20 protein-coding genes, 1 tRNA gene and 1 pseudogene are annotated in these 25602 nt (G+C 41.2%); 17 read left to right on the forward strand and 5 right to left on the reverse strand.

Going from position 1 to position 25602, the window contains the following annotated elements:
- Window positions 1-418: 418 nt before the first annotated feature.
- Entirely contained in the window at window positions 419-967 is a 549-nt protein-coding gene (locus MHI27_RS09680) for a hypothetical protein (protein WP_405176143.1), read from the reverse strand.
- A gap of 129 nt (window positions 968-1096) precedes the next feature.
- Here MHI27_RS09680 and MHI27_RS09685 point away from each other — a divergent pair, with 129 nt between their 5' ends.
- The 4 genes from MHI27_RS09685 to MHI27_RS09700 all read left to right on the forward strand — a co-directional run bounded on the left by MHI27_RS09685 (window position 1097) and on the right by MHI27_RS09700 (window position 6184).
- On the forward strand, window positions 1097-1516 hold the full coding sequence (locus MHI27_RS09685; RefSeq protein WP_405176144.1) for a hypothetical protein: 420 nt from the start codon (window positions 1097-1099) through the stop codon (window positions 1514-1516).
- 270 nt (window positions 1517-1786) lie between these two features.
- The gene (locus MHI27_RS09690) at window positions 1787-2734 is read left to right on the forward strand and encodes a radical SAM protein (protein ID WP_341061706.1); all 948 of its coding nucleotides are present in this window, start codon (window positions 1787-1789) and stop codon (window positions 2732-2734) included.
- 175 nt (window positions 2735-2909) lie between these two features.
- Window positions 2910-3935 carry a bile acid:sodium symporter family protein gene (locus MHI27_RS09695; RefSeq protein WP_076298572.1) on the forward strand — a complete coding sequence of 342 codons (1026 nt, stop codon included), beginning with the start codon at window positions 2910-2912 and terminating at the stop codon, window positions 3933-3935.
- Between the two features lie 215 nt (window positions 3936-4150).
- On the forward strand, window positions 4151-6184 hold the full coding sequence (locus tag MHI27_RS09700; protein WP_341061707.1) for a methyl-accepting chemotaxis protein: 2034 nt from the start codon (window positions 4151-4153) through the stop codon (window positions 6182-6184).
- Window positions 6185-6334: 150 nt separating this feature from the next.
- Here the strand turns inward: MHI27_RS09700 and MHI27_RS09705 are convergent, their stop codons facing one another.
- Window positions 6335-7615 (reverse strand): histidine--tRNA ligase, encoded by a 1281-nt coding sequence (locus MHI27_RS09705; RefSeq protein WP_405176145.1) that lies wholly within the window; start codon window positions 7613-7615, stop codon window positions 6335-6337.
- A 353-nt stretch (window positions 7616-7968) separates the two neighbouring features.
- On the opposite strand from MHI27_RS09705, the gene MHI27_RS09710 reads away from it, so the two are divergent.
- From MHI27_RS09710 to MHI27_RS09740, 7 genes are all read left to right on the forward strand, one after another.
- On the forward strand, window positions 7969-8622 hold the full coding sequence (locus tag MHI27_RS09710; RefSeq protein ID WP_405176146.1) for an HD domain-containing protein: 654 nt from the start codon (window positions 7969-7971) through the stop codon (window positions 8620-8622).
- Between the two features lie 85 nt (window positions 8623-8707).
- Window positions 8708-10153, forward strand: coding sequence for a DEAD/DEAH box helicase (locus MHI27_RS09715; RefSeq protein WP_405176147.1), 1446 nt, complete (start codon window positions 8708-8710; stop codon window positions 10151-10153).
- A 177-nt stretch (window positions 10154-10330) separates the two neighbouring features.
- Window positions 10331-10768: a hypothetical protein gene (locus MHI27_RS09720; protein WP_405176148.1), complete on the forward strand. Its 438-nt coding sequence runs from the start codon at window positions 10331-10333 to the stop codon at window positions 10766-10768.
- 383 nt (window positions 10769-11151) lie between these two features.
- Window positions 11152-11577, forward strand: coding sequence for a glucosaminidase domain-containing protein (locus MHI27_RS09725; RefSeq protein WP_256721575.1), 426 nt, complete (start codon window positions 11152-11154; stop codon window positions 11575-11577).
- 5 nt (window positions 11578-11582) lie between these two features.
- Window positions 11583-11870, forward strand: a complete 288-nt coding sequence (locus MHI27_RS09730) for a hypothetical protein (protein WP_405176149.1) — start codon at window positions 11583-11585, stop codon at window positions 11868-11870.
- On the forward strand, window positions 11870-12310 hold the full coding sequence (locus tag MHI27_RS09735) for a hypothetical protein (RefSeq protein WP_076283214.1): 441 nt from the start codon (window positions 11870-11872) through the stop codon (window positions 12308-12310). The genes MHI27_RS09730 and MHI27_RS09735 overlap by 1 nt, the downstream gene beginning before the upstream one ends.
- Window positions 12311-13813: 1503 nt before the next feature.
- The gene (locus MHI27_RS09740) at window positions 13814-14254 is read left to right on the forward strand and encodes a GNAT family N-acetyltransferase (RefSeq protein WP_076298564.1); all 441 of its coding nucleotides are present in this window, start codon (window positions 13814-13816) and stop codon (window positions 14252-14254) included.
- 262 nt (window positions 14255-14516) lie between these two features.
- Here the strand turns inward: MHI27_RS09740 and MHI27_RS09745 are convergent, their stop codons facing one another.
- Window positions 14517-20462: an endo-beta-N-acetylglucosaminidase gene (locus tag MHI27_RS09745; RefSeq protein WP_405176150.1), complete on the reverse strand. Its 5946-nt coding sequence runs from the start codon at window positions 20460-20462 to the stop codon at window positions 14517-14519.
- Between the two features lie 387 nt (window positions 20463-20849).
- A tRNA-OTHER gene (locus MHI27_RS09750) sits at window positions 20850-20936 on the reverse strand.
- 461 nt (window positions 20937-21397) lie between these two features.
- On the opposite strand from MHI27_RS09750, the gene MHI27_RS09755 reads away from it, so the two are divergent.
- The 4 genes from MHI27_RS09755 to MHI27_RS09770 all read left to right on the forward strand — a co-directional run bounded on the left by MHI27_RS09755 (window position 21398) and on the right by MHI27_RS09770 (window position 23875).
- Window positions 21398-21721 carry a DUF2834 domain-containing protein gene (locus tag MHI27_RS09755; RefSeq protein ID WP_056036185.1) on the forward strand — a complete coding sequence of 108 codons (324 nt, stop codon included), beginning with the start codon at window positions 21398-21400 and terminating at the stop codon, window positions 21719-21721.
- Between the two features lie 114 nt (window positions 21722-21835).
- The gene (locus MHI27_RS09760) at window positions 21836-22096 is read left to right on the forward strand and encodes a hypothetical protein (protein ID WP_076283210.1); all 261 of its coding nucleotides are present in this window, start codon (window positions 21836-21838) and stop codon (window positions 22094-22096) included.
- A 272-nt stretch (window positions 22097-22368) separates the two neighbouring features.
- The gene (locus tag MHI27_RS09765; RefSeq protein WP_179086649.1) at window positions 22369-22536 is read left to right on the forward strand and encodes a hypothetical protein; all 168 of its coding nucleotides are present in this window, start codon (window positions 22369-22371) and stop codon (window positions 22534-22536) included.
- Between the two features lies 1 nt (window position 22537).
- Window positions 22538-23875, forward strand: coding sequence for a stalk domain-containing protein (locus MHI27_RS09770; RefSeq protein ID WP_405176151.1), 1338 nt, complete (start codon window positions 22538-22540; stop codon window positions 23873-23875).
- A gap of 151 nt (window positions 23876-24026) precedes the next feature.
- On the opposite strand, the gene MHI27_RS09775 is transcribed toward MHI27_RS09770, so the two are convergent.
- Window positions 24027-24443 carry a hypothetical protein gene (locus tag MHI27_RS09775; protein ID WP_340968650.1) on the reverse strand — a complete coding sequence of 139 codons (417 nt, stop codon included), beginning with the start codon at window positions 24441-24443 and terminating at the stop codon, window positions 24027-24029.
- Window positions 24444-24648: 205 nt separating this feature from the next.
- Between MHI27_RS09775 and MHI27_RS09780 the strand changes: the two are divergent.
- Window positions 24649-24936 (forward strand): annotated as a pseudogene (locus MHI27_RS09780) (WYL domain-containing protein); the annotation flags it as partial.
- Window positions 24937-25009: 73 nt separating this feature from the next.
- Window positions 25010-25414: a VOC family protein gene (locus tag MHI27_RS09785; protein WP_076283207.1), complete on the forward strand. Its 405-nt coding sequence runs from the start codon at window positions 25010-25012 to the stop codon at window positions 25412-25414.
- The last annotated feature ends 188 nt before the right edge of the window (window positions 25415-25602 follow it).

Raw genomic sequence — 25602 nt, forward strand, 5'->3', positions numbered from 1 at the left:
GCAATAAATTATCCTTATCTTTCTCATATAAAGCTAGTATGGAGTAGATCTATTAAAATATAGGGAAATCCTCCCTATAAATTCTGTATTTTAGGGATGAACAGGTGGCATATAGGGAATTTCTCCCTATAATTTCAGCGGATATCGTCGGTTTTTAGAAAATCCCCCGTATTAGAGGGAGAAATTCCGCATAACTGGGTAATTGTGAAGAAATCATCCTGAATATAGGGAGTTTATCCCTATATATCTCCTTTGCCATCTCCCATCATTATTTCATTGACTGGGTGCAGGAGGTGGGGGAGTTCGGGATATGAAATCTAAAATGGATCGGAATTTATAGGCTTCACGGCATAAATGATCTTTCTCTTCCTCACGTAAGCATTCACCGCGCTTATAGGGACGGCGAAGGGGGATATGCCTATTCATACGTACCATTCTTGATGGACTCGATAGTAGTGAACATCACTGAGTATACATTTTTAATGTTGGGTTCATTTACTTTGCCGTTGTAAAGCCCGTATTCCCAAGATCTAAATTTTTCACCATTATGGAAATAGCCTGTGACATACATATCATTATTAAAATTTATTAAAGAATAGTGCTCATACGATACGTCTTCAAGAACAAACGGCATAAATGATTTCGTAGCTCCAATAAAGAAGAAAGGAACACCTGCATTTGTGTATACTTTAACATACTTGTTGTCGTCCGCTTCTTTCAGATGCTCTTTCGTAATAACTACAGCATCATATTGGGAGGAGAGCTTTGAATAATCTTCTAACTCCTCAAAAGAAATACTTGTGAAGTGCACATGTTCTTCTCTTATTTTAGGCACCTCTCCAACAACACCTATAAATAAGCTTTTCCCTGAGTACAGCGGTGTATCAACCGTATCGGCATTAGGTGTACAGCCTGTAACAAATATGAATATTAGTATAATGAGTGAATTTAGGATGATTTTCCTCATCTTTTGGCTCCTTTCAAGCGTTCTGCATGAGTTGTGTTTGCTTACAATAAAGCATTATACTGGAAATTAATGGTTCAGACCAGTAAATGGGTCATGGAATTCGAAAGAAGCCTGATTCAGAGGAGGGTTATGTTGCATCCAATTACTGCAATAGAAATCATATTTTCGGTTGCTTTTGTCCTCATTATATTTGGAGTAGCCTTGTTTTTACCCCGTAAGCTTAGGAAGGCTGGTTTAATTATAGTATCTTCAATAACTGTACTTTTGCTATTATCCTTCGCTATTCGCCCTTACTGGATTGATTATCAAGTATCCCGAAAAACAGAACAGCTCAATCACTATTTGGAGGAGAAGTACCCTAATCAAGAATGGGAAATTAGTCGACAAGCAGGTAGACAATATAATCCTTATCATTTACAAGTTAGATTTAAAAACGAAGAAGGTTGGATTTATATTTATTCAGTCGTAAATGAGAAGAAAATTCACCAGAGCGTTTGGGTACCATCAGGTGGCAACTCTTTCGAAGAAGGAAAGCATTACGAAAAATGAGATCAGCTGAGTAGTGACGAAGGGAAGTTTGGAGCTGTAGGAGCGATAGCGGCCGCCTGAAAGCTTTCCGTAGGAAAGCTCACTTTGTAAGCATAGGCTGTCTCCGGAAGTCCAAACATTCCCGGAGTTACGTCCGAAAGCTGATGACGTGGATTTCTTAAACACACTTCGACTGTTATATACCTCACATTAACCTAAGCCATAAACCTTTATAATCTCTAAGATTGAACCCTTGAATCAAATCATTATTTTTCAGGAGGACTTTAGAGAATGAGATATAAAGCATTGGAACTAGACAAACCGCTTACTTATGAGCTGGAAGGCTTAGAAATAGGAGTTACCTCGAACTGTAATTTTCGCTGCGATTATTGTTGTGCGTATAATAGAAATGATGGACAAAGCATCAAGGCTAAAGAGGTTATCCGAATTCTTGAAGAGCTTCCTGGTCTGAAAAGAGTACGCTTGTCAGGTGGCGAGGTCACATTAAAGTTCGATGACTGTGTGGAGATTGTAAACTACTGCTCATCCAGAGGGATTCAGACACAGCTGAATTCAAACGGCAGTCTTTTAAATGCTGAACGGATTGATCAATTGGTCGCGGCAGGATTAACGACGATACATATTTCCTTCAATTTTACTACAGCGGACGCATTCTCTCGTTATTATAATATTCATCCAAGCATCTACGAGAAAATTAGAGAGAACATTACTATGTTCGCGGCAACTAGTGTAGATACGGTGCTGGAAACGCTGTTGTTCAGCGAAACTCAGGATAATATGAAGGAAATTAGTGATCACGTATATGCGATGGGTGTCAGAACACATGAGATTCAGAACAGTATTATCATGGATCATACGGGTTGGAAGTCTATAGCTGCCCGTGAACAATTAAAGAATGCTGTGAGTGAACTGATCGCTATGAAGAAAGAGGATACGACCCTGTATTTCACTTGCATGGACCGGTTTATGGATGCGCTTGGGTTCGAGGAGCAACCGGGCGTTTATTTTCCACACTGCATAGAGGGCAAGAAACAGCTTCATCTACATGGCAATGGAGACATCCTGATCTCTGAATTATGTCATCCCGTTATTATTGGCAACATTTATCAGGGAACCTCACTGAAGGACTTATATAGTAACATGCCAGCGCCTTTGGCTCAGTTCCTGGATAAACTGCCATGCCCAGCACTGGACGCATTGTTTCCGCAAGGGGTTTAAATCGTTAAGCATTGCTATAAAATTACGACATGGAGCCAATTTAATGAATTGGTTCCTTTTTTGTGTAGTAGATTAATGGAAAGTCCTGTATGATTTCTGTAAGCTTATAGAGACTGCTATAACTTAAATTTGCGGATAAGGAATGTATGACATCCATACATAAGGTATGCGACACATGCTTACGAATATAAGAAATGGACTCATCAAATCCAATGTTGTTCTCGAAAAAATCATGCCACTATTAACACCTACTGCCATCGTGGTTGGTGTGCTTAATGAAAGCAGACTGCTACCATTCACAGGTCTCGTCCCATGGATATTCGCTTTTATGACATTGATCGGAAGCTTGAAATCCAATCTCAAAGATCTGCTGGGCGTACTGCTGAAACCACAGAAGTTGATCGTGTTGATGATTATTCTTCATATCGTGATGCCGCTCATTGGCTGGCTCGTTGCAAGTGCTGTTTTTCCGGGAGATCCTTACACAGTGACAGGATTTGTACTGTTGTTTGCGATCCCAACGGGTGTCGTTAGCGTGGTGTGGGTATCCATATACGGCGGGAACATTGCACTAACTTTGGCACTTATTCTAATCGATACGCTCTTGTCACCGATTGTCGTTCCGGGTACCTTGTATTTGCTCATGGGAGCGAGTGTGGAGATTCAGCTTGGGGAAATGATGAAAGGACTCCTATGGATGGTTGTCATTCCTTCGGTAGTCGGGATGCTTCTGAATCAATGGACAAAAGGCAAGGTGAATACGGTATGTGGACCTCCGCTTTCCCCATTTGTAAAGGTTGGGTTGTTCATGGTTGTTTCTATTAATGGTGCTAGCATTGCCCGTTATCTGAAACACCCGGATAGTAAATTAGCGATTATTATTGGCGTAACCTTCGTAACCGTAGTTCTCGGATATGTAATCGGAGCATTGGTATCGCGCCGTTTCCGCTTTAGCTACGAAGATTCTGTGGCCGTACAATTTAATTCCGGCATGCGTAATTTAAGCGCGGGAGCTGTGCTCGCAGTAAAATATTTTCCTCCGGCTGTTGCACTCCCTGTGATTTCAGGAATGTTATTCCAGCAAATTCTCGCTGCAATGTCTGGTCTGTTTTTACGTAGCAGAACTAAACACCCTTTAACAGATGGTGCAATTACGCAAGTTTCCTCAGCATCCCAGTCAGAACCGCCTATTTCATCTTAGAAATAAAACAGGTCTTAATAACTAGTAAAAAGAAGATGACCGAACTAGTAGAACTAGTTTTTTCTGCATTTATATGCAAAAATTCGACATTTTTTGATATTTTCCGTATTTTCGCTTCGTCAATATTCACTAATTTATCATCATATCCGATAGTAGTTGTATTATTTACAATTGCATTGTTCTCTAATGAACAGTAGTCGGAAGGATGAGGGAAAATGAAGATTCGTCTTAAACTATCACTTATGATGATAGGTGTGACCCTATTATGTATTGCAGTAATGGGGGTTTTTACATATTTAAGGTCAACTCAGGCCATTGTGAGCCTTACTGAGAATTCTATGAAGCAGGTCAATACGAATAAAGCTCAGACCATATCGGCTATGATTTCGAAGGAGCAGAGAAGTATTGAACTTATTGCAGGAAGGTCGGAAATTGTCGAATTATTACTCCAAGCAGGGAATGGTGGCGTCGCCAAGGGGAGTAAGCTACAGAATGAGGTAAATATCAGCCTTCAGGGAATTGTGAAGGATGCTGGGAACCTCGAACATGCTTTTGTCAGTGATATGAATGGCATCGCTGTGGCTGACAGTGATATTAAGCTTATAGGTACGGATTTCAGTGATAGAAATTATACGAAGAAAGTAATGGAGACTGCGGCGCCGGTCATTAGCGAAACGCTGAAATCGAAATCTACTGGGGCTTATGTGGTAGGATTTGTACATCCGGTTAAGAGTAACGGGAAGATGATTGGATATGTAGCTTCAGCGGTTTCCGCAGATAGTATGATTAAGTATTTAGCAGATGCAAAAGTAGTAAATACAACGACTTCGTATGCTTATCTTCTCGATGAGAATGGGAATACACTGTACCATCCGGATAAGAAGCAAGTAGGACAACCTGTTGCCAATGATCAGATCATGGCTGTGGTGAAGCGTGTGAAATCTGGTGAAAAAGTAGAAGATAGCCTGCTTAGCTATACATATAATGATGTGGATAAAAAATCAGCCTATACCGTTATGCCTGAGACCCACTGGTTGCTTGGGATAACCGCAAATTTAGATGAGATTGTAAAACCTGTGAATGAGATGAGAAGCTTTAATCTGTTTCTGGGTGCAGGAAGTTTGATTATTGCATTGTTGATTGCTTTATATTTTGCCCAAAAAATCTCTTCACCGATTGCTAAACTGACAGAGTTGATAAATAGAACGGCAGAGCTGAATTTGACGTATGACTCCCAGTACGAGTATCTGACGAAAAACAAAGATGAAACAGGTACGATAGCCATAGCGATGCTCCGAACACGGGTTATTCTTCGTGATATGGCGGGTAGTCTAATCACGATCTCGACCAAGGTGCTTGATAATGCGGAGACTCTTGAAAAGCTGTCTATAGATGTACGGGAGAATGCTCATGATAATTCGGCAACAACACAGCAGCTATCGGCAGGGATGGAGGAGACAGCAGCTTCAACACAAGAGATGACGGCAGCGATAACTGAAATTGATATTAATGTGTCCGAGATCTCCAGTAATGTGAAGGAAGGCGCTGAAGTTTCCAAGCAGATCAGTGAGCGGGCGATGGTGTTACAAGATGAGGCGATAGAGTCTACGGATAATGCGAAGCGAGTGTATGAATCTGTTCGTATCGATATGGAAAAAGCAATTGAACAGTCGAATGCGATCTCAGAGATTAATGTACTGGCGGATACGATTCTATCGATTACTAGTCAGACCAATCTGCTTGCTTTGAATGCAGCGATCGAAGCGGCTAGAGCAGGTGAGGCAGGTAGAGGATTTGCTGTTGTAGCTGGTGAAATCCGCAAGTTGGCTGAGAAATCGTCAGAGACTGCGGCTGGGATTCAAGGGGTCGTTTCAGGTGTATATGCTTCTGTTGAACTAATGAAGGAAAATTCAGAGGCGTTACTAGCTTTTATTGACCAGAATGTTCTTGGAGACTATGAGCGGTTAACGGAGGTAAGTCAGCAATATAACAGAGATGCTACTACAGTGAATTTGCTGATGAATCAATTTGAGACTGCGGCCGATCATCTAAGTATGGCTGTATCTAGTATTTCTATAGCGGTCAATGAAGTGGCTGCTACAGTAAATGAGGGGGCTATTGGGATTCAGGATATTGCGGTGAAGACGGCTGATATCGTTGAGAAGACATTCCATGAAGTTACGGTGGCTGACGAGAATACCCAAAGTGCCAAGGAGCTACAAGGGCTGGTAGATCGGTTTAAAATCTAAGAAGGATTAAGGGAATCTTTATCCGTCATTCATAAAATATTAAGCTTGCAAGGTTATAGTACATATATAACCTCCCTTAAATATAAACTTTGCCCCGCCGGCCGTCGGCGGGGTCTTCTTTTATGTGAATCTTTATAAGCGAACACCAGCTTAGCCAGTGATGAGGTAAATAGCTTCATCCAGCGGAACGATAATCTCTGTTTGTTCCACCATATCTTTCAAACGTACCTTATCAACACTTGATTCGCTTTCGCCGATCAGTATAACGTAACGGATGTTTTTGGATGAAGCTGTGGCGAGCTGCTTTTTTAATTTTCTTTTACCGGATACGAGAGTGGTTCTTATAGAACAGGCACGCAGCTCGGCTGCTGCAATTAAAGCTTGTGGTAGTGTCTCACCAATGGGAATAACCATAACATTTGCTGCTCTATTTTCTTGGATAGGTCGTTCTGCTAGGAGCGCCATGATTGACTCCATACCAAAAGACAACCCCACCGTAGGATATTGAATATCCTCTCTGCCAACTAGCTGTCCGATAATCGCGTCATATCTGCCTCCGCCACCCAAGCTTGAGGCAAAGGAACCAGATGCATCAAAGATCTCGTAAACTGTTCCTGTGTAGAATGAAAGCCCTCGGGATAAGAAAGGATCGAAGCGGCAAGTCTCCTGTAGTCCAATGTCTTGGATTAGATTTTGTAGGATGAGAACCTCTGACGCACCCGGTTGTGTTGTGAGATTGTATTTGTCGCATAACTGCTCAAAGCTTGGATTGTCCATTTCGATAAGCGCTAGAATCGCTGCGATGGTTGCACGTTCTAGCCCCTTGCTAATGAACTCGTTCTCCACTCCACTAATGTTGATTTTCTCAAGTTTATCAAGGGTAAGCATAACGGATAGTTGGTCTTCCGCAGGTACGCCAATGGACTCTAGAATCTCACCGAGAAAACGTCGATTGTTCCATTTTAGGATGATAGGAATGTCCAGCTTGCGGAACGCTTCGGTAGCCAGTTGCATTAGCTCAGCTTCAGCCTCAGGGCCGGAAATGCCTACCACATCGACATCACATTGCAGGAATTCACGCAGACGCCCACGTTTTACGGGTCCATCTCGGAACACTTTTCCGATCTCATACCGCTTGAAGGGGAACTCTATCCCTGGATTTAAAGCGATCACTTTGGCAAAAGGAATCGTCAGATCATAACGCAACCCTAATTTGCGGTTGCCCTGATCCGTGAGTTGGTACATTTCCTTGAGAATTTCGTCCCCGCCTGCATATTTTGAGGTTAATAACTCCAATTCATTTAATAATGTCGTATCCATCGATTCAAAATCATAGAGCTCGAACAAGTCCTGCAGCGTATTTTGAATGTTCTTTCTGAGCGCTTGCTCTTGACCGAAGTAATCATAAGTTCCTTTAATGTTTTGCATCATTAGTAGCTCCTTTGAATTGGCATAGTTTAGAAAATAAAAAAACGCGCAGGACCTCTTGGTCCTGCGCGTGATCTATGCCGCAGGGAGGCCAACGCGAGTAGCGTTAGCCTCCCTGAAAAAATTCAGGAGTGCTAACGCTGTTTGTGATAATAATGAAGTTGATTCAGCATGATTGTATTTGTATTCATCAGAACCAATTCCCTTCGAAATTTTGATTACTGCCGATTATAGCCGATCATTTGGAGTCGTGCAAGCAAGAATTTATATTTGGTTCGATTTCTTGTGGGCGAATGGACAAGTTATCAGCTATAATAGGGCTTCGATATTCCTTAAGGAAAGGGAGTTTTTCTACGATGAATGAATCTTTAATTATAGCTCGGACCGAAGATTTTGTTAAAGAGCAACTTGGACAAGATACTACGGGTCATGACTGGTGGCATTCCGATAGAGTGCGCAACACCGCCGCTGAAATTGCCAAGAGCGAGAGCGCAGATATATTTGTTTGCACGATGGCCGCCTTGCTGCATGATGTTGCTGACGAGAAGCTTAATCCGTCTAAAGAAGAAGGTTTGCTTAAAGTACGTACTTGGCTTTCTTCAAACCTTACAGATGAGCAACAAATTAATCATATTATGATGATTATTGAGACGATGTCCTTTAGTGGTGGCGGGGGAGAACCGATGCAGACGCTTGAAGGCCAAGTGGTTCAAGATGCCGATCGACTTGATGCGCTTGGTGCGATTGGCATTGCCAGAACCTTTATTTTCTCAGGGGCGAAAGGTCGTCCAGCTTATGATCCAGAAGTGTCTCCAAGAGATGAATCGCTTCAAAAGGAGTACAGGGATTACAGCAAAGGAACGGCTATCAATCATTTTTATGAGAAGTTATTAAAATTAAAATTCTTGATGAATACAACCTATGGACGCAAGTTAGCAGAAGAACGGCATGATTTTATGCTTAATTATCTGGACCAGTTCTATAAGGAATGGAATCAAGGGAGCCAATAGCTGTTATAATGATAAGTATGCATAAGATGAAGGATCGCGGAGTTTCCGCTTTAACCAGAACAATCGGCATAGAAGAGGTTGAACGATGAGTGAATTGCAATTTAGAGATTATGAGTTAAACGAAGACATTATTAAAGCACTGGATGTCCTGAAATATGAGACACCAACAGAAGTTCAAAGCAAAGTGATCCCTGTAGCTCTTCAGCAAAAGGATCTGATCGTTAAATCGCAAACGGGTAGCGGAAAGACGGCAGCTTACGGAATCCCCGTCTGTGATTTGGTGGATTGGGTGGAGAATAAGCCGCAGGCTTTGATTCTAACGCCTACTCGGGAGCTTGCCATGCAAGTGAAAGAGGATATCACCAACATTGGACGATTTAAACGGGTTAAGGCCGTGGCTCTTTTCGGTAAGCAGCCTTTTGCTCCACAAAAAATTGAGCTTACTCAAAAAACACATGTTGTCGTAGGTACGCCTGGACGTGTGTTCGACCATATTGAAAGAGGTACGCTTCCGCTAAATCGGATCAAGTATTTGATCATCGATGAAGCAGACGAAATGCTGAGCATGGGGTTCATTGAACAGATCGAAAAGATCATTAAGCAGCTGCCAAAAGAACGAGTGACTTGTGTTTTCTCCGCTACATTACCGGAAGTGATTAAGAATTTGTGCCGGAAATATATGAGCGATCCAACGGGAATTGAGATTCAAGCAAGTGGAATTACAACCGCTACAATTGAACATGCGTTGATCGAAGTGAGACAAGCTGCTAAGTTCTCGCTACTGAGCGATATTATTACGGTGGAGAATCCGGATAGCTGCATTATCTTTTGCCGTACACAAGAACAGGTGAATGCGGTATTTAGAGGGCTGGCTGATTTGGAATATCCCTGTGATAAGATCCACGGGGGAATGGAGCAGGACGAGCGTTTTGAGGTCATGAATGCTTTTAAAAGAGGGCAATTCCGTTATCTAATCGCTACCGATGTAGCGGCAAGAGGCATTGATATCGAGAACATCACTCACGTGATTAATTACGATATTCCACTGGAAAAAGAAAGCTACGTGCACCGTACAGGCAGAACTGCTCGTGCAGGTAAGACAGGCAAAGCGATCACTTTTGTCACTCCAAATGAGCAAAAGTGGGTGAAGGACATTGAAGGCTATATTGGCTTTAGCATCCCGAACATGAAAGCTCCTTCGGATGATGCCGTTGCTTACGCGAAGGAAGCGTTCGAGCAGAAAATTAACAAGCAGCCTGTCCGCAAGAAGGACAAAAGCGAAAGCTTGAACAAAGAGATCATGAAGTTGTACTTCAACGGCGGCAAGAAAAAGAAGCTAAGAGCCGTGGACTTTGTCGGCACAATCGCAAAGCTTGAGGGTATATCTGCAGAAGATATCGGTATTATCTCGATTCAGGACAATGTGACCTACGTGGATATTTTGAACGGTAAAGGTGCAATGGTACTGCAAGCGATGAGAGAGACGACGGTGAAGGGCAAGCAGCTTAAAGTGCATATTGCGAAGAAATAAGTACGTGAACAGCAGTTTATCGCTAATCACCATTCATAAGTGCCGCTATTGATGCGGTTTAATTAAGAGGGAGTCGTGTTCTTTACGCGGCTCCTTTTTTATTTGTTTTTTACAGATTGAAAATAGAGGATTAATCTATCGGTATTCAGAACTGTTACTAAATAAAGAGGTGGTATAGTGAAAAGTGAATTTAAGAACATTAGGATTAAAGCGATTCTGCAAGTTCTAATTGTTGTATTTTTGCATTTTATAACTATCTATTTTTTGAAGCTGAAAACTGAAGATTGGGATGAAGAAATAGTAAACCAGATGTTCTTAATGTATTCAGTACCAATATTTCTTACATATATTTCTTGCATGAGGGCTTTAAAGACGAGGAAGCTAAGGTACAATATTGCATGGTTAGTTATCAGTACTTTACCTAGCATGAGAATTCTATTTTACTTAAAAGAATATCAAGGGAAAAAATCTGCAAATCCTGGTTTCGTTGAATTTGATATTCCTCAGATAGAGCTTATTTATCTATTTCCTGTTAGTTACTTGGGTATCCAACTAATTTTAATATTTTTAATGTTGATAATGATATTTTCGAAGGAAAAACCAGTAATTGATTAACATCTGTACATAAAGAATGGAAATACGAGATTCTCTTTTCGTCCATCACAACCATGGAAAAGTTTCTAATTATGCTAAGGGATGGATGAGGTTGGTCGTTTGATACCCTGAAGGAAACGGTGAGGCTCTATCGTAAAGAAACTTAGTTTTGGGAGGAGTAATTATCGAATTGGGTGTAGATGAAAATAGTTTGTGCTTGAGCGAGTGTTTAGATTGTGTTTTTGTTTGATTTATAGGGAAAACCTCCCTATAAATCGCCTGAAATCCGCTGTTATGAGCTAATTAGGTGAATTTAAAGGGAGAAATTCCCTAATTGTTGAAATCAGGACCGTAATATCGATGAAATTGGGGAGGATTTCCCTAAATTTCATTCCCACGAATCCATAGGAAAAAACGCAGTATGCAATTATAATTTGTTTGGTATTAAAGCGAATAAATCATATAAAGGTGATTATTGCTTGGCAAGAACACATGAAGAAGTGGATGGCGTACGTGTGCCCACGACTTCAAAATTCCGGAGCTACTCTAGCGTAGCAGGATCTTTTGCTGACCATTCGGATTTCCTACTTAAAAACAGCCGTTATCGTTTCGCATTATCCAAAGAAAATCCTTATGAGTTTGCTAACGAACTCCAAAGAGCTGGTTATGCGACGGATAGTCAGTATGCCAACAAACTGAAATCGATTATCCGAAAACAAAACTTAGCTTCGCTAGATATGAATCAAGGGATTGACCCCGCAACGGCCAACCCTTTACTGATATCGGGTTTGTTGGAGGAGGCAGTGGGGACGGTGGGGCTGGTAGTTTAATTACTGTGACCTTTGGGATTAGTCAATATTATGGTGGGCCGGCAGTTAAAACCTATCAAGAAAAACGTATGGACGGTAAGTATTATACCGTTTATGAAACCATAAACGATCCCACAACCGGAAACCCAATAATTAATTTTGAAAATTACGATCGTGTGGTACTCTCATCTGAAGCGCAAGCTCCAATCATTGAGATAAAAGACATCCCAGAAGCAATTAGAGTAACCATTTATGCATCCAATGAACGAGAATTTTATGTGATGAACGTAGACTATATAAAGGGGACCTATTAATGAATACACAATTGGTTAATCTGCAGTTCAGTGATACTTACCTCATGGTCAATTTCGAGATTACTTTCCAAGAAATTCAATCCTGGTTGTCTATGGCCGGCCACAACATGGATGATGCATCCCTTTTTCGAGCTTTGTTATTCCCAGAATCATTAGATTCGGACCAACAGACCGAGTTGTGCTGGATTATCCTACACAGATACGAGGATGTTTTCTTTCAAACCAATCGCAACTGGACGGATCCGGAACATCCAGCAACAATGAACTGCGTGCATCAGTTATTGCTTCGCATGATGAACAGTCGCACACTTAATGGTGAAGATAATACGAAGCTGGACCTTTACTTACTCTTGCAGGAAGACCGTCAAGCTGATACACCGTTATATCCTACGCTACATCATCTGTTTGATGTGAAGTGGGGCAGTTCCGCTTCCGCGTAGTGTAGCAATTTGAAATAGCGTTTAATCCTAATAGCAGAAAGAATTTAATTACACCGCCTTCGAAAGAAGGCTTTTTTTGTTAGTCGATACCTTTCAATAAAATAGTGGAATATTAAAATACGCTCTTTTAGTCGGTATGGTATCAACGGAACTAAATGATATATCAAGCGTAATTGTAAATAAAAGGAGTGATTTAATGAGTTATTTTATCGAGTTTTTAAGAACCTTATTTCCTGATTCAACACCCGCTGCAATATCAATTATAGTTACAGTATTAGTTTTTTTGGATGTATAAGGAGCTAAGAAGCAACTTTCTTGTAAATCTAATCAACAACGGGTAGATAAGGCTCTTGATATCTACTCTGACATTGAATTTGGAATATATAAATACCTCAATGAAAAAAGTGACCTTTTTACAGTAGCTGAAAAGATATCTAAAGCCTCTTCGCTCCTTCCTTATGATTTACTAAAATTATTCATTAAGTTTAAAGAGACAACTAATGAGTCTTTAAAAAGGGAGATGTTGCTTGAATTACATAAAGATATAGAAAAGGAAATCTATAGTTTGTAATTTAAACAAGTTGATCCAGTAACATTCAAGAGTGATAAAAATATAGCCGCAAGTGTTGAATACTACATAAAAACGAAGATTGCACCTTTTGGAATTCCTTTTATTTATACCTACTTTAATTTTGTATTTTTGTTATTACTTATACTGCTCATCGCTTTAATTGATAGCGCCGCGACAGTAACGGAACAAATTTTCTTGATTTCCTTGATTTTCGCTTCATTGTCCTACCTTATGGTTCTATATAATATTATTTCTGAAGGTTTTCTTAAAAGACGATTCCAACGCTCCTATATAAACTGGATTTTATTGTTAATATTTGCACTTGGGATGCCATCATTGATGGTTTTTACTGACGCATGGTTCAGAGGCATCCTCGTCTTTGTATGATATTTATTTATGGTTATTATGCAGGACGAAAGTGTATGAGAGAACGTGCTGTATAAATGGTCCCCGCAATCTGCTTAATAACAACCATACAACTGATGTGAATTATGTTATGGTTCATTCACTTAGAGCTTGGAACAGATGTACCGCGGTGAAGATAAATCAGGGTGAACCGTACCATAAGTGACTGCAAGTTTTATCGGGAAATCTGGAAGTAGGCTTGGTAGGGCGCTTTGCAGGGTATGGGTTTGGGATTGGCTACGTATTAGGCAAGTCGGAAACAACAGGCTGTTGAGAGCTTTTTTGGTTCACAGAAGGATGAGTCATCTGGCTCCCTATATGTATTAAAGTTTGCTTGAATCAGTTTTAGGCTTACAGGAAGTTGTGTTTAAATATAATCATATTTTACCATGTTAGTTCATATCAAGTGTTATACTGTACAGTTATGAATAAGAACGGAACGCTTGTTTGGATAACGGAGAGCGACTAGTAAAATAAAAGAAAAAAGGTAATTTAGCGACTAGTTGCCTATAAGAAAGGGAGTATTTATGCAAATAGAATCGCTTAATTCTAGCGATAAGTTATGGCAAGTCGTTGCTGAGTATGCGCTGAATTGTTCATGGAAAGCAGGAACTACTTTAGCTAAACAAATGAAAGAATTCCATTTTTCAGACTGGGAAAGAGTTTTTGCAGCATTAGATGGTGATCGTATTGCTGGCTATTGCACTTTAGCAAAAACAGACTGCATACCTGATGTTTCCTATACACCTTATATCGGGTTTGTGTTTGTGGGAGAGCAGTACAGAGGCGATCGATTAAGTGAAAAGTTGATTTTATCTGCCTTGGCATACGCTAAGGAACTTGAATTCGATAAAGTATACCTTGTCAGTGATCATGTTAATTTGTACGAAAAATATGGTTTTAAGAAGGTAGATGAGAAAGAGGCACCTTGGGGGGCAATGGAGACTATTTTTATGCACTTGGCGTAACGTGCTGCTATCTAGCAAAGGGCCATTCCGCAAGGGATGGCCCTAAAACTTGCAGTTTCAGCTAGCGCGGAGAACCGTATCACAAGTAATGTCGAAATTTATGAAAAAGCTAGTAATTAAGAGATTACATAAGGTTTTAGAGAGAGACCCCGTATATACGTTAGCGTCAAGTACTAGCAAACGAAAACAAGCACACCTTCACAATTAAGATTAGGTGTGCTTGTCATAGCTTGTATTAGTCTATTCTGTTAGTCATTGCAATTTACTTTGTCATAATATTGTAGAGTGTCTGAGCAAATTCCGCTCTGGTTGCTTTATCTACTGGTAAGAGGTTACCGTTTAATCCAGATATAACTCCATTATTCACAAAGTATGTCATGGCAGCAGTTGCATAAGCAGATACTGTATCACTATCTTTAAAGTCTTTCAGTTCATTTGGAGTAGTTCCGGTCGGCAATGCATTAATGCTCTTAAGCGTATTATATGTCAATACAAACATTTCCTGTCGTGTAACTTCTTTTTCAGGTGCAAACATGTTATTGCCCGCACCATCTGTTATACCCAACCGCTTTGCCGCTGCTAGATACCCAGTATAGTACGTGTTTCCAGCGTCACCGAAGTTGTTTTCAGAGTTTTGATCTGGATTGATACCAAAAGCTTTCATTATCATTACCAGAGATTGTGCGCGGGAAACTTTTGTTTCAGGACCAAAGTTCCCATTACCTAATCCATTGGTTATGTCTCTTGCTGCTAAATAGCTTACGGCATCATTGTACCAAGCGTTGGCTGCAACATCGGTAAATTCAATATTGTTGTACCCTACAGCATATTGCGAGAAATGAGGTACACTGAATGTTAGTGTTTGGGTTGTCACATCATACACACCATTTTTCACCACATTAAGTTGGCCAGCAGTATTGATATGGTAAGCTACAACTGCAATTGGCTTCTCATCGGACTTAAGTGCATAAGGTATTGTTACTGTTATGTTTCCACTAAACTCCGATATCGTCTTGTCACCGCTAGTAATATCGAAATTCACAACGGGTCTATCTCCAACTTTGTGCTGATAATCAGCATCTAATGTTGATGGTTCCATCTTCGTAGCAGTAATGGTAACAGTTCCTGTTGCTTGATCGGAGATGCTTGATATCGCATTTCGACCAAATGTCATTGTTCCGATTGGCGTAGATATTGTTAAGGTAACCGCCGTATTAGATGTGAATTTCATCAAGGATTCATTTGATAATGTAACTTTGACTGCTTTAGCATTTGATGGAGCGTCCACATCCAGTTTAATTGCTACTTCAGTATTTACACCTTGATCAGCAGCTTTTGATACAGCTGTTGTGATAGCATCATCAATCAGTTTGCCAGGTACTGTAGTAACTGCTATTCCATTTTCATCTGTAGTTTTCACAGAAGTTACAGTTGTTACCTTGCCTTGAGAAACAGTTGTCTCATAAACGGGAACGGGCTTTGTTGTAACTTCACCACCACCTGATGGAGGTTGGACAACTGGAGGTGAAACCACTTGTTTCTTTAATACGGTAACTCCGATACTTACTTTCAATGAAATACTATTGGTATTTACCAAGTCAGAAGGCAATATTACTTCGCCATTTACTGTAAACGTTTGTTCTGTCTTGACTGAAGGATCGTAATCAGCAGAATTCACATCCCAAGCTACAACTGCATTCATTTTTCCGTTATTAGTTACTAATACAACGGTAGCAGGTAGCTTAAGATCAGCGATTGTCTTTAGAGTTCCGTTAGGCAATCCGGTTATCGCTGTCGGTGCTTGAATGCTTACAAGCTCTATTCCAGGAATCTTCTCAAATTCAGCAGTAATTATTACATCTTGAGCTGGCATTGTAAATGTATCTTCGAGTATCACATTGCCATTTACTTTCAGAGAACCTGTTTTTAGTTGATATCCAGCATCAGGTGTTACTGTCAATTTTACAGTTTGACTTGGTTTTGCTGTCGATAGATCTGATGTTACTGAACCATTAGTCATAACACCAACTGTAATCGTGTAAGGTTCATCTGTATCTTTTACTACTCTAATCGTTTTATCAGCAAACTTCGTCGAATCAACTTCAGATGTTGCTCTAATTGTAAGCTGATCTGCTGTTTCATTTTCGTTAACCATCAGCAATCCGTTGAAAATTTTAGTATCGACATTTTCAGCACCATAAACAGCCCATGTAACGGATGTTGATGCGTCATTTTTTACTGCCACATTAGCAGTGAATTGCTGAATCTTACCAGCCTCAACGAAGTCAACTTGGTCAGGGATTGTAACACTGATTACTTTTGGAAGTAGTTCATTTACTACTAACACTTGTGCTATTCCTGATTTTGTTGTATCAAACGTTGAAGTTGCTTTAACTGTCAGTACACCACCAATTTCTTCGTCAGCAGCAACACGGAGTACCCCGTCACTGATGGTAGTATATTGACTTGAGTTACCGTACACATCCCAAATAACGGTATCACCAGCATTACCTGCGACTTTAGCTTTAAATGTTAGTGTAGTTCCGATCTTTCCATCCACATCGTTAGGGGTTATGGTTACAGAATCAACTACGTGGTCTCCACCCTCTACCAAACGACTTACCACATTATCAAGATCAAACCTTAACTTTTCAAGTTCAGTCTTTGTTACAGCTATTGTAGAAGATTCTACTCCACTGATAATACCTTTAGTTTTTTCTAAAACATCACTAAAGAGTTTAAAGCTATCAGCTGTATATTGATCTTCAGTGTATGTTTTTTCATATTCGTTACAGACTTCTTTAAGTCTTTGAATATTTCCAATACTACGAAGTGCTAAGGCCGATTCTTCTAATGCAGCTCTATATCCTTCTGCGTCACTCGCTGTAACTGCTGTTGATAGTGCTGCTTTAATAGCGTTTAAAGCTATTGAGAATGGCCCCCATGTAGCGGGAACATAATTGGCTTCATGCAAATTACTATAACGATTGACTAAATCCTTCAAAGAAGCTTGGTCAACATAAAGCTCATTAGTAGGATCATAAGTATATTCTAGTCGTCCTGAGTTAGGTTTCCCATATTGTTTCAGTTCATAATACAGCGTGCCACCATCTTTGGACAACGGAACTCTTGCCTGCCTAATGAAATCTTGGCCTTCTTCTACTTGCTGTGAATGTAAAATAGGTGATTGTGAATCAGCAGCTTCATAAATCTTCATAGAAGTCCCAACATCTAATCCTTCTAAGGTAAACACACCGTACTTACTACGTGTTTGGTTACCCATTAAAGAATGCTCCAGCTTAATTGATGTTGGTAGCTTAATTTCCGTTCCAACTTCAGGCGCATATTCAATACTAGAACGTAAGCTCACCACTCCATTTACATTAGTTGTGTAATACAATCTGCCGCCTTCAGGAATTAATGTTAAATTCTCAAAAGAAGCCACTCCACGATTAAGCTGCTTGTATTTATTGTTTGGTTGTGTAGCTTTTACCTCTGCAATTGGTTGGTCAGACTTCAGGCTGTCATAGATTTTCACGATACCTGTATCATCTGCAACCGTTCCCCCTGATCCGATAGGCATTGCAACATTGTCTAAAACTACAGAATCAGTTGCTCCAACATTATTTTTCACTGTTACATTGCGGTCTAGCAAGGCTGTGGAATGAGGGACATAAGGATTCTCATACAATTCAAATTCATAGATACGAATTGCATGCCAAGGACAGTTATCACTTTTTGTAACGTGAAGCCTAATATAACGTGCTGTAATAGGAGTATCAAGTACACGGTCGGTAACGTCTTGACGGTTTCCGATTACCTCATCGACTTTTGTGTAATTTAATTTTATAACTCTCTGCTTACTAGTAGGGTCATTAGGATCTAAAATAGGTTGTCTATCATCTTTCGCATACTGTAAATCAAACGTGTCGGTATTAAAATCTACGCCCTCACCTGCACCGGCAACGTTAGCATGCTTAACAACCCAACGGCTAATATCCATATCTTTGCCCAAGTCGAAGTAAGCAGATGCAATTGTTTTACCTGAAGCCCATTTACTGTTTGGAATAACACCATCGTTAATTTTGTCAACCTTGCCCCCAGGGTCAAAAGAGCCATCATCAACGACCGGGACGTTCAACGCAATATTAGTACCTTCTACTTGCGCTACTTCGAAACCACCCGTAACAGCTGGCCAGTTGAAATTGAATGTTTTTACCCCGCCAACTGTTCCATTAGCGCTGTATGATGTAATTTCGAAAGTAGTCTGTGCTTCTTCATTGTCTCTTACAAATCTACCTAAATAAAAAGCATCACTTGGTGTTGCGCCAATGAATTCTTTTGTCCCATCAGCGTATACGCGATGGATGGTGTATAGTGACGCATTGGCAGATTTATCCCAATATATTCTTGCTTCTGCTGTTGTATCATTTACATATATTGAATCATCAAGTGTAATTGCAGATGTTGCTGCAGGAGCAGCTTCATTTGTTGTAAATGCAAGTCTTCCGATATTTATAGAATAGTCCTTAACATCCTCATTTGCATTTATTTTCAATGATATCGCAATTGCTTTTTTATCGTGTTTTGATAGGTCGATAGTAGAGGTTGTCCAACCATTCTTCTCTGTACCAGCTGGAACAGGGTAGAATTCGAAATTACTATCGTCATAAGTATCGCCAAAGCATAAACCAACATACACATCGACATCTGAAGCAGGTGTTTTATATGTGATGCTTATCTTACTATTATCAGTGATCTCTAACTGTGAGCTGTATAGCTTTATGTGATTTGCTTGATTTGCGTCTAGATTACCTGATAACTTTAACGATGATCCTCCCCACCAAGCATCTTCATAATCAAAATTAGGAGCTAGCTTAGAACCTTTACTATCAACAATCCAACGCCAAGTTGGTGTTATATCCGTTAGTGAACGGTTATACCAACCCTTTTCCTTACCAGTAACAATACCGTCTTCATAGAATTTCTTACCGTTACCAACTGTGAAATTTGTTGCAAATTCATTTCCTATAATTGGTGTTTGGTCTGCAACAAGATTTGAAAATCCAGGAAAAACACCGAGAGTACGTGTTTTATCTCTAGGATCGAATGCTGGACCTGTCCACAAACGTAGGTCTTCATGGTTCATAAAATCATCGATACTCTTAGAGCTAATGAGTGTTGCGTTAGGCCCTAGAATACCGAGAGATGTTTTTAATTTCCCATCGGGACCAATTAGATTAGTAACATCAGCACCTTTGTCGGTATAAGGGAAGTTCTCCCATGTCGCATGGATATCAAAAGGGCTTCTACCAGCGTCTACGACTGACTTAATTGAAGCATTAATATTTCTCCAGCTCATGTCAAGCCACCAGTCGTTATTTAAGCGTGTATCCCCATCTTGCATCCAATTTTTAACGTCAGATTCACCTAATTGACCTTTCCCGTTATACCAAGCCATAGTAAAGTTATCTGGCTTCTTCTCCTGAATATATGCGAGCATCTCTTTAAGTTTTGCCATGCTCTCTGGACTTGAACTTGATTCTTGATTAATGGTAAAACCATCAAATCCATAATACTGAGCAATTTCAACTAATTTATCGGCAGCAACAAAATTACCTTTAGCGTCCTGTTCCACCAACTGATCAATAAACTTACCACCATATGCACTGTCACCCCAAGGGATGAAAATAGTTCCAGTTGCCTTTACACCGTTTCTATGTGCAGAGTCTATATGCTCTGGTGTCGGTATAGCAATTGGCCCCTCAGCTGACGAGCCTCCCCAATAATTGTTGATATCAACGTATTGGAAATTTGTCATTGCATATGTGTAAGCGCCATCGCCACCCTGTGACGGTGATTGGCTTGCACGTGCACTTGTACCACTAAGAGGGATTATTCTTGCATCGCGTGATGCATTAGGATTGACGGATGGTCCCATCCACCTTTTTGCCAGAGGAACAGCACTCCGATTATATCGGGCATCGGGGTCATTATCAGGAGTCCAATTTTTCAATTCGTCGATTTGGAATGCTGCCCCATAAGGCTGCAATGTTTCATTATGCAAATAGTACTCATTTGATATCGGCAATGGTTCAGGCCAATACCCCAAGGCAGCTTGTACTGGTTGCCCTGTAATCAAAACAGTAGAAAGAGTGGAGCCAACAAGAACACAGCTCAACGCTTTCTTAATAAGAGGTTTTTTCATCTGATTATCTCCTACTTTGTGTATTTTTTGAAGATTTCGTGCTGCTATTTACTCCTATTAGGAGTTGAGAGACACTATTTAATTCTTCATCCTATACGCTAATCAAAGCAAATGACTAGACTTCGTGGGACGTATTCATATCCCAACATCTTACCTAGTACCGCCTTCTGAGTGTTTGTATCAACCCCTTTATGAGATATTATCTAGTGGGCTTCGAGTGCAATAAACCTTAGAATATCTGTACATAAGCAAATCATTCGGTCTCTGAACCAAACTAGTAAGCTATGGTGAAGGGCGAGAGGTTCGAATCCTCAAGCGGCTCTTCACAGCCACAGATGCGTTCCAAGCAAGTACTCTAGACCACTCTGTCACCTTACCTTATTAAGTTGGGTAAAGGAGAGATTCGAACTCTCGGTGATACTGCCGTACCACAAGGGATTCCCCTCTGCAATCAACCACTCTGCCACTTCACCCATAATGGAGGACAAAACAAGATTTGAACTCGCGAGAGCAACTGAAGGCACTAAACCATTGCACATACATCTTGCCCATCACGCCAAATGAAAGCGGTTTCAAAAATTCATTAGTTACATTCTAGCAAATACGTGGATTTTAAGACTACTGTACAAACAATAGAAAGTAGTCAAAAAACTATAGGGTTGACCAAAGTTTTCAATAGTTCTTTCGCTTATACGTCTCTAAGTCAGTTGCGCTGGTTGCCAGAGTAATGGCCCTAAAACTTGCCGTTACAGACAGCACGGTGAACCGTACCATAAGTAGGGGCAAGTTTTTTTTGAAAAATCGCGCTGAGGGCTTGGAACGGAGCCTTGAAGGACATGGGTTGAAGAGCGGTCACGCGCAGCAGCGAAGATGGAGCAAACGGACTTTTGCGAGCTTTTTGGAGTTGCAAATTACAAAATAATGGAGGGTTATAAATGAAGTACTTTTACGGAGTATTATCTTTTTTGGGACTCGTCTTGCCCTATTCGCAATTCATCCCTTGGGTCGTGCGCAACGGCCTCGATTTGTCTCTCCTATTTGAAGCCATAACCAGTACGCGTATCGGAGCTTTTGCATGGATGGATGTTTTAGTTACCGCGATCGTGCTTATGGGATTTATTCTATTAGAAGGCACCAGAAAGAAAATGAAATATTTATGGCTGCCGATTGCAGGTACGCTACTGGTAGGTCCTTCACTGGGTCTTCCCTTGTTTTTGTTTCTTCGACAATTACACTTGGAGAAAAACATTCTAAAATAGCATCAAAGATGGGAACGGAAACATGGTTAAACGAATCAGTTTAAAATGTTCGGCATTTCTTGAACGTCATACTTCCATCGACGCAGCAAAGAATGTAATCTCGGATGCAGAGGCATGGATCGTAGACTTCAAAACGTTCTCCAACACATGATCACCTTTCAATTCATTATTGAAACAGATAGCGTGGGGCGTTTGCTTGCTCAGATTGAGGCATCTCCCCTTACTCTTTTTTCAGAGTCATCAACAGAATTAAAGCTGCGTTTAGAAGATTGGGAAACGAAACGTCCGACAATAGAACTTAATGGTTCTTTAGTAGTGTACATCGTAAACGATGGGCCTGATGTTGAAGTTGACGTACCAGCGGTACCAGGCTAAAGGCTTCCTGCAAATGAATTGAAGGGTTGTCCACTATAATCTGTTTTAGTATGAAAGCTTGCCGGTACAGACTGAGCGGAGAACCTTATCATAAGTAGGGCGAATTATTATGCTTTTGAGTATGAATCTTCGCACAATCTCCGTTGTCGGCTTCGGTAAATGACTACTAAATTAATTTGTCATGTGACAATACTGATGACAGCGGTCACTATTAAATACAATTAGTTCCATTATAATAGATCTAGCTAGTGGTGCTAAGTGGTATACCCGGATTGTTCGCGACAGATGAAGGTAAGGCATATGCGGCAGTGAGCTTTGCTGGAGGAACGGGACTTGAAGGTGATCCCTATCAGATTGCAACCGCCGAACAATTGAATGCTGTTCGTAATTATTTAGGTGCTGGTATCTACTTCGAATTGACTAAATATGGGGGAAAGTAAAGTGATAAAAATAAAAAGACTGCAATTATCTATTGTACTTGTGCTTGTAATGACGTTGTTTGTGGTCCCTGTTGCTCAGGCGGCTCCGGTCGGCCAAGTGGCCGAGATTTCTATTATCGTTAATGATAGCGTAATCCCGAGTGACGTCGAACCCGTTGTCCATAAAGGAACCGCGCTTATGCCTTTGAGGGTCCTTGAAGACTCGCTCGGCGTGTCTCTTAACTGGAACAGTTCTACACAAACAATAGCAGTTTTTAAAGGAGATGCATCGGGTACGCTGATTATAGGCGACCCGACCGCCAGCATTAAAGTCGGTGATGTAGAGGAGAAGGTCACGCTCGATCAACCTGCTATGATCATTCAGAACCGGGTTATGGTACCGGTACGTTTTATTGCCGAATTATTCGGTGCAAAAGTAGTATGGAATTCCACCATGAAAACCATCACCATCAGTACTCAGCCATCGGTTGACCAAGAATCGCAGAATTCTAAAGGCAATGGAGTCAAGGGTGATAAAGGCGATACCGGAGCGACTGGGCCAGCGGGAGCACAAGGCCCAGCAGGACCGGCGGGATCACAAGGAGATCCAGGGTCAGCGGGAGCACAAGGCCCAGCAGGACCGGCGGGATCACAAGGAGGTCCAGGGTCAGCGGGAGCACAAGGCCCAGCAGGACCGGCGGGATCACAAGGAGATCCGGGGCCAGCGGGAGCACAAGGCCCATCAGGACCGGCGGGATCACAAGGAGATCCAGGGCCAGCGGGAGCACAAGGCCCAGCAGGACCGGCGGGACCACAAGGAGATCCAGGGCCAGCGGGAGCACAAGGCCCAGCAGGACCGGCGGGACCACAAGGAGATCCAGGGCCAGCGGGGACTTCTTTTACCTCGGAAGGATTTTCTGTTACGGGTACGACATACTCAATCGCTAGTAGCACGCTATTTACGAATTGGAGTGAGGCGTCCCCTTATTACGCAAGCCCTGCATTTAATCCTGCTACAGGGATATTTACGGCACCGGCCACTGGCAAGTATGCTATACATGCAACTGTTAATTATAAGACTAACGTTCCAGTTAGTATAAGCTTAGGAAGTGGCATTGATCCATTTTTTACCGTAAAGAAGAATGGCAGCACTGATTTAATAAAAGGTTATATGCCTATCTTGGACGTTAATATAGCGTTAATTTTAACTATAAGGACCGTACTAAGTAGTGCGACGGTGACGCTATCCGGTGATGTAGAGCTGCAAGCAGGTGAGGAAGTTGGATTATATTACGAAGCTGACGGTCTAACCCTTGGTTTCAGTACGGATATAGTATGGTCGATTCATCGGCTATCCTAATACAAGGTTGCATGAGGTGAAGTTGAACCTTTGGTAATAGAAACACATCTTAACAGATATAGAGTCGGGCCATTCTCTTTGGGAGAATGTCTGGCTCTATTTTTGAATAGGACTCTTTAACGAGGATAGTTAAGCAACTGTCTACAACAAATTATTGATCTTTAGGGGTGACTGGTTCAGAGTAGAACTGTTGATATCGTTCCAACAATTTCTTACCATTCTTCTTGACATAGTCTCGTTGCTTTCTAACATTATATCCTTTATAGGAACCATAGAAAATTCCTGAAGATGTGTGTAGATTTACAGCGTTTGATGCCACGCGGTTTGTAGGTTCTGTATTAATTTCTACACTGTCATAAAAGCGACTTCTTTTTGCATCTACAACAGTTGCATTCCAACCTTGCTTGTTTTTAATATCAGCAATCCGTATCCTAGCAACTATTGCTACAACCACTTCTTGCTCATTGTTCTCATCAGTTACAAATGCGTCGATAATATGTTTATTACTAGCTAGGTCAAGAACTTGTGTAATATCAAGTGTTTTTATTTCATTTGATCCGTTCGTCATATAAAACAACCCAACCTTTCATATTCAGATATAAATTGTATCGGAAATATATGGGTAGCTTATTACATCAAATGACGAAGGTAAGCCTGTGATTCAATTTCGGGGCTTTCTCTGACAAAGGAAAAGCCCCTTCCGCTTGTCAATCAGCTTCGTTATCCCTCGTTTGTTTCAAATGAAGAAACAGGCGTAATCGCGATTCGAGCTTCCTGTGCATTTTGACTTAAGAGAGTATACCCCTCCGGATGATCGCCACTTGCGAGTTCATCTTCGATGTAATCATGATCTCGCAGATAAGGTGAAGGAATCCAACTATCATTACATTGAAGAAATGAAAGAGCATCAAGCTGGATTAGATGTGGTTTTACGCGTACGCCAACTGGATGAATTACTGCAATGGGTGCTCGGCTGGGGAGCGGGTGTAATCGTATTGGAGCCTGAATCATTCCGGAATAAGATTCGTGAGGAAGCCCGAAAAATTTCAGAACGCTACTGACATAACGCTGTCAGTATCGTTGTTTTATTATCGGGTATGTAAACATAAAGGAGTATAGAAAGGATGGTATTTTGTGAATTTTGCTTCTGTACGCATCATTACCGACGATGTGAATCGTCTCGTCGAGTTCTATGAAAAAGTTCTGGGTGTTTCGGCGGTGCACCCCGCGCCTGTTTTTGCCGAACTCGTTATGCCAGCATGTACCCTGGCAATCGGCCACTCCCAAACGGCGCAGCTATTCGGCGCTGGTTCCGTAGTGGCAGCGAGCAATCACACTGTCATCATCGAGTTCCGCGTCGACGATGTCGAAGCCGAATATGCACGCTTGAAGCCAATTGTCTATGATTGGGTAAAAGAACCGACCACGATGCCGTGGGGAAACCGTTCTATGCTGTTCCGTGATCCCGACGGCAACCTTGTAAACCTCTTCGAGCCGGTGACCGAGGAAGCGATTAAACGGTTTAGTGGCAGGCATTGATTAACTGATCTTCATGAGGGTCATGTCGAGGTCGTAGCTAATTAATAGGTTTGTCATGTGGTCCTGATAGTAGTCAAAATATAACTAATTTTGCGTACCTCTCACGGCATAGAACACATCGGAGACAGACTTGCTCTGCTGCCGCAGCACCTGCTCCAGCCATTGACGGTCAACCTGTTGTGTACGAG

Source organism: Paenibacillus sp. FSL H8-0261, assembly GCF_045040645.1.
Taxonomy (GTDB): Bacteria; Bacillota; Bacilli; order Paenibacillales; family Paenibacillaceae; genus Paenibacillus_AQ.